The sequence below is a fragment of the uncultured Proteiniphilum sp. genome (genome assembly GCF_937873925.1).
Lineage (GTDB): Bacteria > Bacteroidota > Bacteroidia > Bacteroidales > Dysgonomonadaceae > Proteiniphilum.
The window spans coordinates 23,075-39,893 of record NZ_CALNAT010000183.1 but is presented as its reverse complement, the minus strand read 5'-3'; the positions used below and the strand labels follow the sequence as shown (position 1 = coordinate 39,893).

Annotated in this window: 10 protein-coding genes; all 10 read right to left on the bottom strand. The window is 46.0% G+C overall.

What is annotated here, in order from left to right; genetic code table 11:
* Positions 1 to 1,179: GH92 family glycosyl hydrolase (locus Q0502_RS12650; protein ID WP_298651252.1), on the bottom strand; the 1,179-nt coding region annotated here is incomplete at its 3' end.
* Between the two features lie 64 nt (positions 1,180 to 1,243).
* Complete coding sequence (locus tag Q0502_RS12645; RefSeq protein ID WP_298651250.1) at positions 1,244 to 2,680, bottom strand: glycoside hydrolase family 76 protein; 1,437 nt, start codon at positions 2,678 to 2,680, stop codon at positions 1,244 to 1,246.
* Positions 2,681 to 3,036: 356 nt separating this feature from the next.
* A complete protein-coding gene (locus Q0502_RS12640) occupies positions 3,037 to 5,862 on the bottom strand; it encodes a glycosyl hydrolase (RefSeq protein WP_298651248.1) in 2,826 nt (941 codons plus the stop codon).
* Between the two features lie 78 nt (positions 5,863 to 5,940).
* Positions 5,941 to 7,953, bottom strand: coding sequence for a C2 family cysteine protease (locus Q0502_RS12635; protein ID WP_298651246.1), 2,013 nt, complete (start codon positions 7,951 to 7,953; stop codon positions 5,941 to 5,943).
* A gap of 344 nt (positions 7,954 to 8,297) precedes the next feature.
* Positions 8,298 to 8,648: a hypothetical protein gene (locus tag Q0502_RS12630; protein ID WP_298651244.1), complete on the bottom strand. Its 351-nt coding sequence runs from the start codon at positions 8,646 to 8,648 to the stop codon at positions 8,298 to 8,300.
* A gap of 104 nt (positions 8,649 to 8,752) precedes the next feature.
* A complete protein-coding gene (locus Q0502_RS12625) occupies positions 8,753 to 9,109 on the bottom strand; it encodes a hypothetical protein (protein ID WP_298651242.1) in 357 nt (118 codons plus the stop codon).
* Positions 9,110 to 9,456: 347 nt separating this feature from the next.
* Positions 9,457 to 10,569, bottom strand: a complete 1,113-nt coding sequence (locus Q0502_RS12620; protein WP_298651240.1) for a BACON domain-containing carbohydrate-binding protein — start codon at positions 10,567 to 10,569, stop codon at positions 9,457 to 9,459.
* A 40-nt stretch (positions 10,570 to 10,609) separates the two neighbouring features.
* A complete protein-coding gene (locus Q0502_RS12615; protein WP_298651239.1) occupies positions 10,610 to 11,605 on the bottom strand; it encodes a DUF4361 domain-containing protein in 996 nt (331 codons plus the stop codon).
* Positions 11,606 to 11,640: 35 nt separating this feature from the next.
* A complete protein-coding gene (locus Q0502_RS12610; protein ID WP_298651237.1) occupies positions 11,641 to 13,701 on the bottom strand; it encodes a RagB/SusD family nutrient uptake outer membrane protein in 2,061 nt (686 codons plus the stop codon).
* 12 nt (positions 13,702 to 13,713) lie between these two features.
* Complete coding sequence (locus tag Q0502_RS12605) at positions 13,714 to 16,815, bottom strand: TonB-dependent receptor (protein WP_298651235.1); 3,102 nt, start codon at positions 16,813 to 16,815, stop codon at positions 13,714 to 13,716.
* Positions 16,816 to 16,819 lie beyond the last annotated feature (4 nt).

Sequence of the window (16,819 nt, the reverse complement as noted above, 5' to 3'; positions counted from 1 at the left end):
GCCGGGGCTGGCCCACTCGGGCAGAAAACCGCTCTCCTTATAGGCGTTTACCAGCCCCTCCTGCATCTTCACGTTTTCGGAAGGATAGACGAAATTGAGGAAAGGGAAGAGGCTTCTGAAAGTATCCCAGAAACCGGTATCGGTAAACATATAGCCGGGAAGCACCTCCCCGTTGTAGGGACTGTAGTGGTATATGTTGCCATCGGCATCGATCTCGGAGAGATTCCTCGGGAAGAGCAGCGTACGGTAGAGGTTGGAGTAAAAAGTTCTCAGGTTGTCGATATTGTCATCCTCGACCCTGATCCGTCCCAGCACCTCGTTCCAGCGGGCTTCACCCTTTTCGGCGATGGTCTCGAAAGAGTCGTCTCCCAGTTCCTGCAGGTTGAGCAACGCCTGCTCCTCACTGATAAAAGAGGAGGCCACTTTAGCATGCACTTGTTCCTTTCGGGTTGTCATAAAGCCGACCACCGCCCCGGCATGGTTCCCGGTAAACGCTGTCTCGTTTCCGGTGATCTCCCCGTCTTTCACTGCTGCGGCATAAGTGAAGGGTTTATCAAAAAGGATCACGAAATAGTTTTTGAAATTATCGGGCACTCCGCCGCTGTTGCGGGTAGTGTAACCTACGATCTTTTGCTCTTCAGGGATGATCCGGATATAGGATCCCTTGTCGAAAGCGTCGGTAACGATATAGGCACTGTCGCTCTCCGGGAAAGTGAACCGGAACATGGCAGCCCGCTCCGTGGGAGCGATCTCCGTGGTTATATCGTAATCGGCCAGATAGACCCGGTAATAGTGCGGTTTGGCTATCTCCGCCTTATGGGAGAACCAGCTCGCCCGCTCTTCCTCATCAAAAACCGGCTTTCCGGTAAGAGGCATCAGCGAGAACTGGCCGTAATCGTTCATCCAGGGACTGGGTTGATGGGTCTGCTTGAATCCCCTGATCTTATCGGAATGGTAGGTGTACATCCACCCGCTGCCCATCTTGCCCGTCTGCGGCGACCAGAAATTCATCCCCCAGGGCAGGGCGATCGCGGGATAGGTGTTCCCGGTAGAAAGCTCATATTTGGAATCCGTTCCCACCAACGTACTCACGTAATCGACGGGATTATAGGGTTGTGCACTCACCGTGAGGATCATCCCCAGGAAAAAAATAACACTCAGTAACAGGACTTTCTTCATATAATTAAAAATTTAGACATAAGAACCGTTTTCATTATCCCGATAGAAATTCTCCGGCACTATATTATTTCGTCAACTCATACCGTGACAGGACTGCATACTCTGCCGCAAAAGCAAAATTGAACATCCCTTCCGTATTGTTATTGTTGTTGTTCTGGTTCCATCCGGCCAGCAGGTTGGTAGGCAAAAATCCATTGTAGAAGAAATGATCGTAAGCATAATCCAAATTCTTCTGGAAAGAGTCTATGTAATTTTCCACCTTCGGGTATGACAGGCAGAAATCCACATATCCTCTCATCAACACCCCGTTGAACCAGTTATTGAACCCGTTTATATTATAGGTATAATATCCTTCCACATTCGCGTCTCTCTTGGCGAAATAGGAGAAGCTAGCATCTGACAGTTCCGACCCGTCGGTCAGGTATTTACCATTGCCTGTCGCCCTGTAAAGATCGGCCGCTCCCGACAGCATGGTACCGCTGTTGTAGGTGATGGCGGGCCCTACCCTGTCGCGGCAGGTGATTCCTTTGCGGTATGCAACCCCATTGATTGTTTCCAATTCGGGGCTTCCCGGCGTACAGCCCCCCATCATATCGTCATACACGCCGTCAGCCCGGAGCAGGTATTGTTTCTGCCAGCCATAGATCTTCCCGGCAAATGTGAGATAGTATTCGCTTTTCTTCCTCTGTACCGTTCTTCTGGTTTTTCTGTCTTCCGGATCGATATAGCGATGGGTCACCTCATCATTTTTCCCCTTATAGAGTTCATGGAGCCAGACCAGGGGGCTCACTATAGGTCCGTTGCTGCAGGAGTGCTTGGTGACATATCCCGGTCCCCATGGAATACCTCCTATTTCGTTGCCGTGCGTATCCAGGGTACAATCCCAGCCATCGAGCACATACCCGGTCAGGTATTCCGCTTTTTCAAGATATCGCTCTTCGCCGGTCAGTTTATAAGACTCCAGCAGTTCACGTATCAGCCACATCTGGTCATCATATACATTTTCAACCCCGTCCACCTGAGCGCCGCCTTTGGATGCTCCCCGGTTGACACCGTAGACCGTCCATTCCTTTGTCTGGGTATAGGAGGTCAGGGTGAATGTACCCAGATAGTAATCGGCATTCTCGTAGAGTTCACCAAGCTGTTCTGCATACCGGTCAAAATGCTCGTTATAAAGCGAACCGTCTCCCTGCTCTTTCTCCGTCTGAAGGGCGTGAAGGATGGCGTTGACCGCCTCTATAGCACTGGTGTACATCCATATACTACCCACTTCATTCGAACGGGTATTGGTATAGGGGTTGTAATACCGGGCCATTGTCATTCCGCTCCCCGTAAAATGAGCGGTAAACGCTCGATCCGCAAGCTCCATGGCTCGCGTCAGATTCCTTACCGCGAGATTTTCTTTTTGCGGAAAAACTCCTTGATTACCGTTCTCCGCTGCTGTCTCTCCACAGGCACAGGTTAAGAACCAGAAGAGACTTCCTATTATAATAATTCTCATTTGTTATAAACATTAAAATTCTCAAACGTATATCCTCATGGGAATCAAAGTAATATCCTCTGTCCCCTTTCAAATCTTCGCCCCTCTTTAATAGGCAGTTCACCGGTGAGCTATACTGATCTATCTTTCACCACCACTTTCTCCTTTCCCTCTGCTCTTTAAAGAAAAACACACTTTGTAGCAGTTTTTGTACACTTCTACTCCTTGGCTTCGGTCTTTGGGTTTTGAATTTTATTTATTTGACTTAGGCAAAGATATTCTTTTAGCGAAAACAAGCAAAAAAAATATTGTAATCCGACCTGTTTTTCCGTTCCGGGACTACTCTGATATTACTTTTATATCGCTGTATTCTTTGTTCACATCATTCTTACCGGTCCTTTCAATCCTACGGGTGTCCATCCTTGTCCCCGTGTCCATCCGTAACCGATCTCATTTTCGGGAGTCGATTTCAGGAAATTACCCACAGTGGTCGTGATTTTGATTTGTAACGTTTTGCCGCTTGCATTACCCGGCAACGCATATAAATGCCTTCCGTACCACTTTTTGCCCAGTATCTCGTTATCAACCGACACTTCCGATACTCCATATACTTTACCCAGGTCGAGCCAGTGATAACCGGTAATGTCGCCAAGTTTCTTTTCGTAATAGAGGTATCCCGCAAAAGAACGGGTCGATTCGTCCCGGGAGAGGTCGAATGGCTGGTCGATATCACGGGTCTGCACCGTGCCGTCAAGATGCTCCATGCGCAATTTCCATTCCGTAAGGGTAACGGTATCCTGATTTTCGGGAGAGAGCGGAGCCGCGCCGATCAGTGGTCTTATGTCCGACTCCTCGAATACGATCAGTTGTGAAGTGGCAGGCGGTAAATCTATTTTCAGCGTATTGGCGGCAGGAAGCGGGCGGCGCTGTCCGGTCTCCGCATCCCATAACTGCGGAACGCCTTTCGTACCGGGAAACGATACGTTCAACACCACACGTTCATCTTGGCTGGCATTGCTGAGGAAGAATATATCCCTGCCTTTAGCACGGTGCCGGATCTGGCTGACATTCACAGACGGGTTGTCGATCTGCATGTAGGGACGAATACCGCATTGTCTCTGGATCCCGGCAAACCAGGCAACAATGTCGGTGGTTGGCGGTTCGACCGTGAATACACGTGAGGGATTTTTTTTCTTCATTGCCAATATGACCTTGTCTACCAACCGGTCATTCTTTTCGTAATTGACCAATCCGGGCGATTTGTACGGCTCTTTACCGACGAATATCAACTTTCCACCTTTGGCTACAAAGTTTGCCAGTGCCGTGGCCGTGGCCGGTTGTATGGTTTCCACTTCTATCAATATCAACGTATTGTATTTCCGGCGACCATATTTCAAGTAACCGTTTCCGGCCGTACTTTTTTGAATAATGTTTTCACTGGTATAGTCGCAACTGTTGCCGTTTTTGTGGATGGCTTCCCATACTTTGTACTGATAGGAAGGGTACAGCAGCCCGGGGAACGGGTCACGTTGAGGACCATGGAGCGTCCACATATCGGCAAGGGGGTGCAGTACCGCGATGTCGGCAAAAGCTTCGGTTTCCTGCAGGATGACGGAAATACGGGCTTTGTAGTCCGCCCACAGTTTAAAATAGGGCCACCCCGGATTGCGCTCGTTGAAAAAGGTGCCGTATCGCACCCAACCGGGGAAGGGGACTTCAACCGGGGAGTAATTAAATCCGTGGAGGATGGAATGGTTCACACCCGAAAGGTTGCTCTGGTCACCGCATATTTTTACTTGTTCCAGCGTCGTATTGAAAACGAGCGTCGTGTTGGTGATCTCCTCACAGCTTACAATCTTTTTACCGGCAAGATGAGCTGCAGAAGCCACATATTTATTGACATTCGTACTTGAGGGCTGGTTGACGAAATCAAGATAGGTATAACCGTCCTTGTTAGTGCGTCCCCAAATCCAGGTTTCGCATTCGGGGATATCGATCGACAGCGAGGCTTCAAGCGGGTGAAATTCGTTGCCGTAGGGTTGCATCCTCGATTTGAATCCGTGCCTGTTACACCAACGGGTGTAAGTGGTCAGGAAACGATCGGTGATGATATCCATGCAGGTCGTATAGAAATCGTACCGGGCGCGGCTGACCACTTCTTTCGCATCGCCCGAGAGTTGTGTGATTTCAGCACCTTCTATTTTCGACCCCATACTACCCACCTTAAAAAGTATATAGGGCAGATAGGGTTTAATATCATATCCCCGTCGCCGTTTAAACTCTTCGGGGAAATCACGGCACCAGTTGGCGCCTTTCAGTTCCATGCTATCGCAGAACATGGCGCGAAAACCCTTCAACCCTTCCAGTTGCGGGAACAATGTATCCGACATACGATTGAGGAATTTCTCAGCAGCCTCCTTATCGTAATGGTTCAACACCGGCCCTGCCGCACCCGGGGCGCCGTTGATCACCGCCTGGAACCCGGTGTACTTTACCAGGATATACAGGATATGTTCCCCTTCGGGCGCCTCGATTTCTAGCGTGCTTTGCCTTTTATCGAAAGGCAGCCACCGGGGTTGTTCAAATTCATCCATCTGCACGGGAGCGAGGCAAACGCCGTAGAGTTCATGGTCGGTACCTTTATAGGGAGCATGTACCCGGGGTTTGGCATCATTGAAGATATCGGCGACTTCCCACCGGATCGTTTCCGGTCCACTGATTTTTTTGCTTGTAAGGGTAAGCAGTTGCGAACGGTCGTCTCCTTCGAGTATTTCAGCGCCGAACGGCCATCCCGAACCGACTATGATGTCGCAAACCATCCCCCTTTCTTCAGCGCCTTTTAAGGCTACTTTCACCATTTCGATCCATTCGGGGCTGAGCCATTGCATGGAAGGGATACCCAGGTCATCACCGCCCGGGAAAGCAATCGGATTGATTTCCACGCCGCCGATCCCGGCCTCCTTCATCACGTCCAGTTCGCGCAGGATCTCTTTGGCCGACAGCTTGTCGCCGTTCCACCACCAACGCACAAAAGGTTTCGCGGTGACGGGCGGTTGACGGAACAGGGAGTACAACTTATCCTCAGTCTCCGGTTGTGTAACCTTTCCCCAGACGGGAGATATCCGCAATGCCGGTAATCCGGCAGTTAAAACCATTCCCGTTTTGAGAAACGATCTCCGGGAAAATAAATTCATTTCTTTCATCTGTGCCTTTGTTATTCTTATTTTGATTAATACTCCTCACCTAAAATTTATGCCACTAAATTTCTCTTTTTACATGTTTTACATCCCGGATCTCATCAGAGCAGCACTAACTCGCATCTTATGCGCCGTGAATGAGTATATCGAAGGATCGTATGGTTTGATATCCTTTTTCATCGGGGCTGCTTTTCCCGGCCCTGTAACTCCAACATCTATCAGGGTCGGAATAATATCATCATCAGGTATGTTCAATACACCGTCCACTGTGCCATCTGCACCGGGATTTCCTCCCCAGGGATTACGCATGGAAAAAAGTGCATCCGCATCTATGGACAACAGATACGTATAAGCGTGACCAGTTACTGTATTCGTATTACCAATAGGCTTCACCTGATTAAATCCCCCCACTACAAAATTACCTTTTTTTAAAGAAGTTTCAACCATTACTTTAAGCTGATCAGCATTCAATACACCCGCGGGAAAACCAAAACTCTCGCCTTCACCGGTAAAGAGAGGTGGAACAACATGACTTCCGATTCCTCCAATCTCAGTATCCACTTCGTAAATTGCATTATATTTGATAATCGCTTTCTCAAGTAAAGTGCTCCAGCAGGCCTGGTCTCTTTTGCCCGATACAGCGGCGATATTCCCATTGTCTTTTGTGACAAGAAAAGCAGATGACAATGTAACCCTGACCGGTTTTCCCTGAGGGTCGAACATGTCGATAGTGTATGTTTTATCCCCATTATCCGTAATGATTGATTTTATAAAATCAGGATATAAATAAGCCATTGAGGCCAGAGCGGCTATACCGCCGCAATCGCCAATATTGTGCTGATTAATATCAGCAGGTATTGGATCCCCAAAAGGATAAAGAGTAACGGGAAGTTCTTTCCAAATTGCACCGCCATTTAAACTGCCTGGTACAGGCGGCTCATTATTTGCATCAAGTAACCAGGCTTTGTCTGAATCCGTGGTCGCATGACGGTTTTCATAATGAACGCCCATTGGGGTTTGGGTTGAATGGGTAAAACCCGAAGCCAATCGCATCAGGTCTTCCATCTTTATCGTTTTTTTCAGGCCCCAGTCAGCAATTTGTGTGGTGATACCTCCGTTATTGGCTGTGATATCCAGTTTAAAATAGAGATAGGGGGTATCATCCGTAATGGGAAATGATTTCTTCTCTTTCCGGTCTGCAAATGTAAAATCGGTCTTTGCGTCAAGGATTTCCCAGGCAACACTATCATTTGAAGCCGATAAGGTCCATGATTTCGGATCAAATTGAGGATGAAAAGTGGAAGAGGTGATAAAATACCCGTCCAACTCAACAGCGGAATTACCTTTCCACACAATCCAAACCTTGTCATAATTCGCCGTATATTTGGTGTCGGCATCTCCGTCGATGAGCTTATCTATATCATCACCAACCGGTGAATCATCATATTGAACGGTTATGGTTCCCATTCCGGGCATGGTTGTGTTTTCAGATACGACTTTTACCGACTTGGGCATCACCTTCTTCATCGTTAGCCCCCAGTCGGCTATCTCAATTTTAGTACCTCCATTATTAGCCGTAACAGATAATTTGTAATATGTATATGAATTATTATTACTAAAATGCAACTCCTTTTTCTGTTTCCGTTCCGTAAAAGTAATATTGGAACCAGAGGCAAGCGTTTTCCATGACGCGTTATCGTTGGATGCCGACAAATTCCATGACTTAGGATCGTTTTCAGGATTTCCCTCTGCCGATGTGATAAAATAACCGGTAGCAATAAAAGCTTCATCGCTTTTCCAAACGATCCATACTTTATCACTCTCGATAGAGAATTTTGAATCGGGGTCATTATCCACTATTTTATCGATACCATTGCCTGACGGAGAATCTGAATATTGTACTGTAATAGTTCCACTGCCAGGCATTGTGATATTCCCGGAATTAATTACAATGGCCTTCGGATCATCTTTTCTTGCAGGAGTCCCGTTTGGATCTTCTTCTTTATCAGGATCAGGAAAATTATCTGTTTCTTCCTGTGAACAACCGGATAAAACGATACATACTGTCAAAAGTAACAGATAGAATATTTTTTCCATATCAATTCTGCTTTTGCAGATCATATTTCTCTGTGAATTTTTCATTTTGATTCCGTTTTAAATCAATATTTACCGAAGTATTTAGTTATGGTCATAATAAAAGAGACTATCTCCTGAAATGAAAGGAAACTTGTCCTTTATTTTTTACCCACATTTTCAACCATAAGTTATCTATATTCATATTAGAGGCCGATAATCGTTTGACCCACTATATGCCGCTTCGCTTACAGGCAGATTATCACTGGCTAACGGCGGAAGCACGTAAGCAAGCTGCCCTAAATCGTTATATGCATAATATGAACCTGTCAGAAAAAACATGATAATCAATAGTGCGTTCTAAACACTTATGCAGAAAGGAATATATATAAAGGAATTCCATAAGACATAATAAGATAAAGGACAGTTAGTACCATTCCTCTCTTTCGTTTTGCTTCACTTTCCGATTTAAATTCTTCAATTATCTTCTCATGCTGTTTTTTTCGGGCAAGTAATAAATAATTGATTATTACATTAACTAGAAAAATTATCGGGATAAAAATATACTCATTGGCATTAATCTCGGACACCCCGATAATTTCTTTTTTGAAGAATGCCAACGAGACAAGCTCAACAGTCATAAAATTCATATACAACAAGAAAGTTAATGTCATGACTGCATTTATACGGGCATTCTCCACTTCATCCTTCTTTTTCAACCAGATGCAATATAATTTATAATATAAGTATCTATACGTTTTCATATTGGAACATACAGTTGAGGGCAATATTCTTGACCGGATTGTTCAATCCTTCTATTTTATTATGAAGTTGTAAAAAAAGCAATATACAAAGGAATTCCAATAGACATAACAAGATAAAGTATGGTGAACATCATTCCTCTTTTTCGTTTTACTTCACTTTCCGATTTAAATTCTTCAATTATCTTCTCATGCGGTTTTTTGCGTGCAAGTAATAAATAATTGAATATCCCACCAACTAGAAAAACTATCGGGATAAAAATATACTCATTGGCATCAATCTCCGACAATTTAATAATTTCTGTTTTTAGTAACACCAATAAGATGAGGGATATATTTATTATATTGATATACAATGAAAAAGTTAATGTAAGCACTGCATTTATACGGGCATTTTCCACTTCATCCTTCTTTCTCAACCAGATGCAATATAATTTATAATATAAGTATCTATACGTTTTCATATTGAAGCGTAAATTAATATTCCGGAATGTATGGGTAAACATAGGTGTTATCATTACGAAATATGCCCGGATCCTGGGAATATCCGGGACCTATTGGACGCTGCGGTATTATCATCATGTATCCGCCATAGAATAGGTAAACTGCACGAGGGCATCGGATAGGTCCCGGTATTCTTTCAGATTAAAAACCGATTGTGAGTCGGTCTGCTTCGGGACCTATTTGATGGGGAGTGATAACGGAAGGGGTGGTTTATCTCCACTCCCTCCCGTTTAAAAACTATCTGTAAAGATATTAATTATTCTTACTCCGGGGCGTACATTTTGAATTCAGCCATACTGAAATGGCGAGGGGCTGTTCCTGAAGATGTTTTGTTAACAGTAAACCTGAAATGCGTAAACGGTGAATCAGCCGCCAAGTAGGCTGACTCATATTGAGAGGAGGAACCTGTTGGTAACCCGGCAGTGATATGTGTCAAATCACTCCACTGTTCTCCGTCTGTACTAACCTGTATTAATACATCAATCGGCTCCCCGCCGGAAGCGTTTCTGTTCTGATACCAGAAAATGCATCCTTCTATAGGATCATTTAATGTGACCTGAAAAAAGTGTGGCTCGCTAATACTATAAGACCATGCTGAGTGAAAGAACGTTCCCGGATTTCCATCCAGTAAATTTCTTATGGGGCCCTCATTAGGTTCTTGCGCATTGGTGGATAACATATCCGCTGTCAATGGTATTTCGACGAAGATCATACCTGCCTGTGCAATAAGAAATGAAGCTGTGTGATCGTAGTTATCCGACGATTGAAAGGTGACGGAACTGTAACGTGCGTTTCGACCAAAATTCGGATCAATTTTAAAAGTCACTGTTTTTTCATCCACGCTTCCCTCCACATCGGTGATAGCATCGACATGCACAAAGTCAGCAGTATCCGGGATCAGGATATGATCCAGCACTATATTTGACTTCACCTGTACAGAAATAGTGGTTTCCGCCGCACTAACCGATTTAACAATACCTTCCCTTTCACCGTCAATCAAAAGGAGAGGAGTTTTACCTGCCTGGGTAACATTAATATAATACGCCTGATAGCCATATTCAATGGTTACACGGGCAATACGAGGAGCATAAGTATCATTGTTCCCGGCTGACATAGTTACTTTGCCCTCTTTCTTATCAATCGATAACCAAGCCGCATTAGAAGAGGTCGACCAGTCAGTTATTGCCACATTCGTCTCTACCTCGGCGACGGCTTCCCCCCCTTCCAGGGGGAAAGATACGGGCGCCAGACTTTTATCGGGAACAATCAATGATTTTACTTCGAATTCTGTCTCATAATCAGGTCCGCAGGAAATTACACCCAAGAGACTGACCAGTACTCCGATTAATCCGAATAAAACTATATTTTTTCTCATACGATTATTTTTTATTTGGTACATATACCTTTGATGATCATTACAACAGATCCGCCCTGGGACTGTATTCCATTCGTAAAATAGCTCTCACCTCCTTATAAGGGTCCGATCCATTCAACCGGTACTTATAATGCAGCCTGAACTCTTTGTAATACGTACTGCGGCCGTCAGGAGTGGAGATAATATTGATTAAAAAGGTATTATCATAAATTTCAAATGGTGTCAACTGCACCACATCGATGGTTCCATAAGGCTCAACTGAGGCATGACGCGCCAGGGGATTTTTTGATGTTTGTTCCCCCACTGTTACTATAATGCTCCTTTCATTAATACGGTCCAACGCAGTTTTGTATTCACCGAACTCCTCATCACCGGCCAACATCCTTACGGAATTGTTTCCCAAAGGGAATACCTGGTTTGCACTGGTCGGGCGCCGCACAAGCGGGTTATCCTTATCCTGTATAATTACATAAGAAGAGGTATAATTGTAAAAGGTGTTCCGTTGGGTCGTGGAGAAATCGTTCTCTTTGAATATACGCAATAATACCTCATTTTTCTTTGGATTGAACGCATCCGTTTTCGAAGGGTCTATTTGGTAATCCAGGAAATAGATCGAATCGGGGGAAAGTTTATCCAGGTTCTGCAGGTAAACAGGGATTTTCACCTGCGTTTCACCTGCCGGGATCAACCCTTCCAAAGAAGGAATTGTATAACACTCTTGCGGCAGCATCCGCGCATAACGGTCCGTCTCGATATCGTAATTCGATTTATTGTATACATTAAAAAGGGAATCCGCTTCCATGAGCGCCACCTTGAAAGGTCTGTCGGCTTTTAATGTCCCGCTCAATCCTGCCACAAGATAAATGGTGTCATCCTCCTGTGTAAGGTCAGCGATCTGCCGGTCGTATACCAAATTGGAATTGCTGAGTAAATAGACTTCGTTCCTGTGTTGTTCCTGCTCAAAATCATAGGAATCACAGGCTATCATAGCTATTCCCAGTATGATATAACAAGCTTTTTTTATACTATTTTTCATTTTCAAATCAATTTATTGAGTAATAAGATTACTATTTATCTGTCCCAGCCGGGGTTTTGGTCCATTGCCGGCACTTTAAGCAGTTCATTGTGCGGTAATGGAAGGAACACCATCCTGGGGATAGCAATACGATCGCGAATGTTTTGTGTGTTGATGGTCACAATCTCAAAAAATCCTTCGTTATTGTTGTTGTTTGTCCTGTCCCTCTCAATATTAAGTCCTCTCCAGTTGGATGAGTTTGCATCTTCTTCCAGGTAAGTTCCCCATCTACGTGTATCAAAAATACGGTATCCTTCGTTAAAGAGTTCAATTTGCCGTTCATTCATGATCACTTCCTGGAACGACCCCCTGCTTGCCAGCTGGGCATCGCTTACTCCGGGAAGTCCCGCCCGGTAGCGGATAAGGTTAAAGTACTTCGCCATTTCCGTCACATCACGGGTAATGGTAACAGTGATCGTGTCGTTGCCAATTGGTTCAATGGTTTCTACGATTTCGCTGCCTTCCACATTGTTGAGCGCTTCCACATATTCCAGCAATACTTCGGCATAACGAATGATTGGAAAAGGTTTCGGCTCAGTCACAAAGGCTGATTTCACATTCCCTTTCCCGTTTGCCCATGAATCGTCAGGATGGATATATTTAGTGGGGGTATAACCGCTCACATTGTAGTCGTTGATGTTACTCCCTGCACCAGTAATTCCAGACACATCATCATGGGAGAACCACAATTGCTTCTGTGTGTACGTACCATCCTGGGAAGCGGAGTTCATAGGCCAGAAAGAACCGGGGAAGCCGATAGAGGCATAAAAGCGGGCTTCACGGTTATCGTACATCTTAGGCACATCGGCCCGTAATACATAGGTCCCCAGTATTTTTCCACTGCCTCCAATTGTGTTTGTCAATATAGGGTCATAGGGATACTCGTCAGAGGCGTCATGGATGGTTCTCCCGTCGGCCATGAGATAGCTGTCGACCACGCGCTGGGGAACGGCCATTCCTCCCCATCCGCCAAAATAGACAGGAAAAGAGTGCCTGGTGTAATCCCTCACACTAGAAGATATATGTGCCCAGATAAATTCTTTATTGGTCTGTATAATCCCTTCACCATTAAACATGTCATGATACGAATGCAAGGGATCAATTCCTCCGGCTCCTTCAGGGAACGGGGCCGTAGGCACATTAGGCGCCAGGGGATACGGATTCTTCGGATCGGCATCCACGGTATACAACTGGTATTGGTCCATATCGATCACGGCTTTTGCGGCGGCTGCGGCGATGGCCCAGCGGCGCGGGTCATACTCCTGGTTCACATAAAAAGCCCCGTCACTCTTCCGCTTCCATGTGCCGAAACTTCTGCGGGCTGCATCGCCTCCATTGAACAGGGGAGAAGCATGGAAAAGCCTCAGCCGGGCAATCAATGCCAACGCCGCCCCCTTGGTGGGACGCTCGAAATAACTGATTGATTGCTGTGACGCCGAAGGGATAGACTGTGCAGCTAATGCGAATTCGTTGCATATGTAATCCACTGATTCGTCGTAGGTGGAGCGTTCCCGGTTATAATATTCCGCCGATTCGGAGTTGGGCAGCACTTCATCCCCGACAATCAGGCATGGTCCCCAGTTCATTAGCAGGTGATAATACGCGTACCCCCGCAAAAAATGGACATATCCCTTATAGATCTGTTTTTCCCGGGTGGACATATCGCCTACCTTATCTACCTCTCCAAGCATGGTGTTACAGCGCCGAATCACTTTGTACATCCTGTGCCAGATATTCATGGATCCCGGCACATTCCGCTCATTGATCTCTCCAACCGTAAACTGGATCCCGGAAAATTCACCGGTCCTCCATCTGGCTGTCATTTCATCGGAGGCCATTTCCCCGAGATTCCATGAGTTGCCCCATATGGCTCCCGGATCGGGAAAATCCTTGGGGGTGTTCCATAGATATCCTTCTGCATTTTTCATGCTGTGGAAGATGGAATCCTCCCTGAATGTGTCCTCGAAATAGGTATCTACATCCAGGAAATTGCAGGAACTAAGCGTCATGCTTACAATTCCAATCACCGCTATCATTATTTTTGATAAAATCTTCATATATAGTAATCATTAAAAGTTCAGGTAGATTTGAAACGTATAGGATGTGGGAATAGGATATGCCCCTCCGTTATAAGTAGCTTGTTCGGGATCGAAATATTTTACCTTATCGATCGTGAACAGGTTATTCGCCACAAACTCCAAGTCTACGGAGTTCAGCCCCAGGCTCTTTATCCATAGATGATTATTGACTTTATAGCGCAAACTCACCTCCTGGAGACGGATATAGGATCCATCCCGCTTCCAGAAAGTTGAGAGTTGGGAATTATTAGAGTTGCTGCCATACGAGAGGCGCGGGAACTCGGCATTGGGATTCTCCGTTTCGGTAGTGCCCGAATACCAGGCGGGGGTCCATCTGTTGGCCGGGTTATTGGCCAGTTTGATCACATTGCCCAATTCTCCGTTATAGAACGGGATCCATCCGGCATCATTTCCCAGGCCTGCGCGGTAATATTCCACTTTTGCGGCACCTTTAAATAACACCGCAAAGGTCAGTTTCTTCCAACGGATATCCCCCCCTACACCGTACATAAGGCGGGGTACCTGGTTGCCGTATGAGAGCGGTACTTTATCATCATCGTTGATAATGCCATCGCCGTTCACATCACGGTATTTAATATCCCCCGGACGTACCTGGCCGAAGCCGCTCTGGTCGGGACTGGTTTCAATCTCTTCCCTGTCATGGAACAGTCCCTCTGAGATATATCCGCGGATGATGCCGTAAGGTTTTCCGGAAACACTCATATAATCGTAGGGAAGTTTATTTTCCTCGAAATAGTCGATGATATTCTGGGAAAATGTATAATTGGCCCGCACGGTAAAATCAATATCTTTATTGAGTGCATGGAAATAGGAGACATTCCCGTCGGAGCCGAAACTGTGCATGCTTCCCACATTTGACTGAGGGATAGTGACCAGTCCCAGAAAATCGGGCAATGTGACCCTCGGCATAAATATGTTATCCCGCTGGTCGCGGAACACATCCACCACAAACCGGAGGTTGTCGTTGAAGAAGTTCGCTTCCAGGCCGATATTGGCTTTTTTAGAAACCTCCCACCGCAAATTATCCGCGCCTATCTGTATTTCTGTAATACCAAAGCCCCGGTATCCCCAGTAGCTTCCGGCCCGGTTATCAATAAATGTAAGGTAAGGGAAACGGGCTGCCCCGGATATCTGGTCGTTACCGGCCAAACCATACGAACCCCGGAACTTCAGGAATGATAATACCGGTAAATTGTCCTGCACCCATTTATAGGAAGTGGGCACCCATCCGAGCGCTATGGAGGGAAAGAATCCATAACGCTGCCCTCTGGCAAACTGGGAAGATCCGGTATAACCAAAATTTCCATCGACAAAATAGGTGTTGTTATATCCGTAGGAAAGACGACCGGATACATTTTGACGGCGGGCGGGGATGGAGTTGATGCCCAGGTTGTCGGAGCTGTTTCTCCAACGTGTGTCCTGCGCGTCTTCCATGTAATAATATAGAAGCGCTCCCAGGTCGTGCCTGCCGAAAGAACGGTTCCAGTTTGCTTTGGCTTCCCCGTAATATTTTCTCCACATATCGTTGCTACTACCGTAGCTGAGTTGCGATTCCGTAATCCGCAATGATTTGATAAGTACACCTTTCGCGTCACGTCCCGTAGCCCGGTACATATTAGGCCATATGCGGCGGTGTTCCGAAAAATAGGTCTCGTAATCGGCCATCACCTGCGCCGACAGGCTAAGTCCTTCAAGGAATCCTCCCACCTGCTGTGTGAGATTGAGCGTGATCATGTTGCGTGAATCGCTGTTACGCGTATATCCCGTATAATTAAGGGATGTATAAGGGGAGGAGAGGTCGTAAGTACCATAGGTCGGTAATGTGCCATCAGCATATTTTATCGGGAACATGACCGGTGTGAGCTGACGGACGGCACCCCAGAGTGAATTGGTATCTTCAGCCCCCGGCAGTGTATGATCGGTGATATTTCCATCCACGCCAAAATAGAGTTTTGTCATTGGCGTGAGGTTCATATCGATATTGGCCCGATAGGTAAGCTTGTTATAGGCTACCGGTTTTTTAAATTTAGATTCTTCTTGTTTGTATGCCGCATATTCCTGTTGAGCCCCTACAGATACAAAATAGTTGGCCAGGTCACCACCTCCCTTTGCACTTACATAATAGCGCTGTTGCATGGAGGTTTTTTTCATGATCTCGTCAATCCAGTTCACATCAGGATATAGCTCAGGGTCGAGGCCGGATTGAATGACATCCAGTTCGAGTCGTGTGTACAGATCCGGGTCACCTGACATGGCTCTCGCCTCATTGGCCAATTTAGCATAGTCGTATGCACCCAGATATTCCGGCAACCTTTTTAATTGATTTATCTGTAGCGTGGCCCGGCCTGTTATCTGTAGCCTTCCGGGTTCACCCCTTTTCGTGGTGACTATGACCACCCCGTTTGCGCCACGTACCCCATAGACCGCGGTTGCCGCGGCATCCTTAAGGATTTGGAATGACTGGACATCATCGGGATCCACATCTTCAAGTCGTCCTTCCAGCCCGTCGATCAATACCAATGCGCCTGAATTGGCGCCAAAGGTACCAATACCCCTGATCCAGAAATTGGAGATATTTTTTCCGGGTTCACCGGATGTCATGCTTGTCATTACACCCGCGACGCGGCCTCCCAGCATGTTATTCAGGGAGACGGCGGGCGTTTTTAACTCATCCACATCTACACTGGTAATAGCTCCCACGACTGACACCTTCTTTTGTGATGTTAATCCGGTAACCACTACTTCTTCCAATTGTTGTGTGTCATCTTCAAGGATGATCTCTATTTTCTTATTACTCTCTTCCACAAAATATTCAACAGAAGTCATCCCGATCATCTGAAAGACCACGGTTTCCCTGTAACCCGTTTTCAGGCTGAACTTCCCATCCTCATCGGTAGTAGTTCCCACGGCAGGTACATTTTTAATATAGATGGAAACGCCGGGTAACGGCTCGTTGGTGGCATCTAAAACCACGCCGGCGATTTCCAGGTTCCTATTTACATTTTCCTGACTGTAGGCACGTATCATACATGAACAGATCAGGAGTAAAGTGAAAAGTGTTATTTTTTTCATGTCT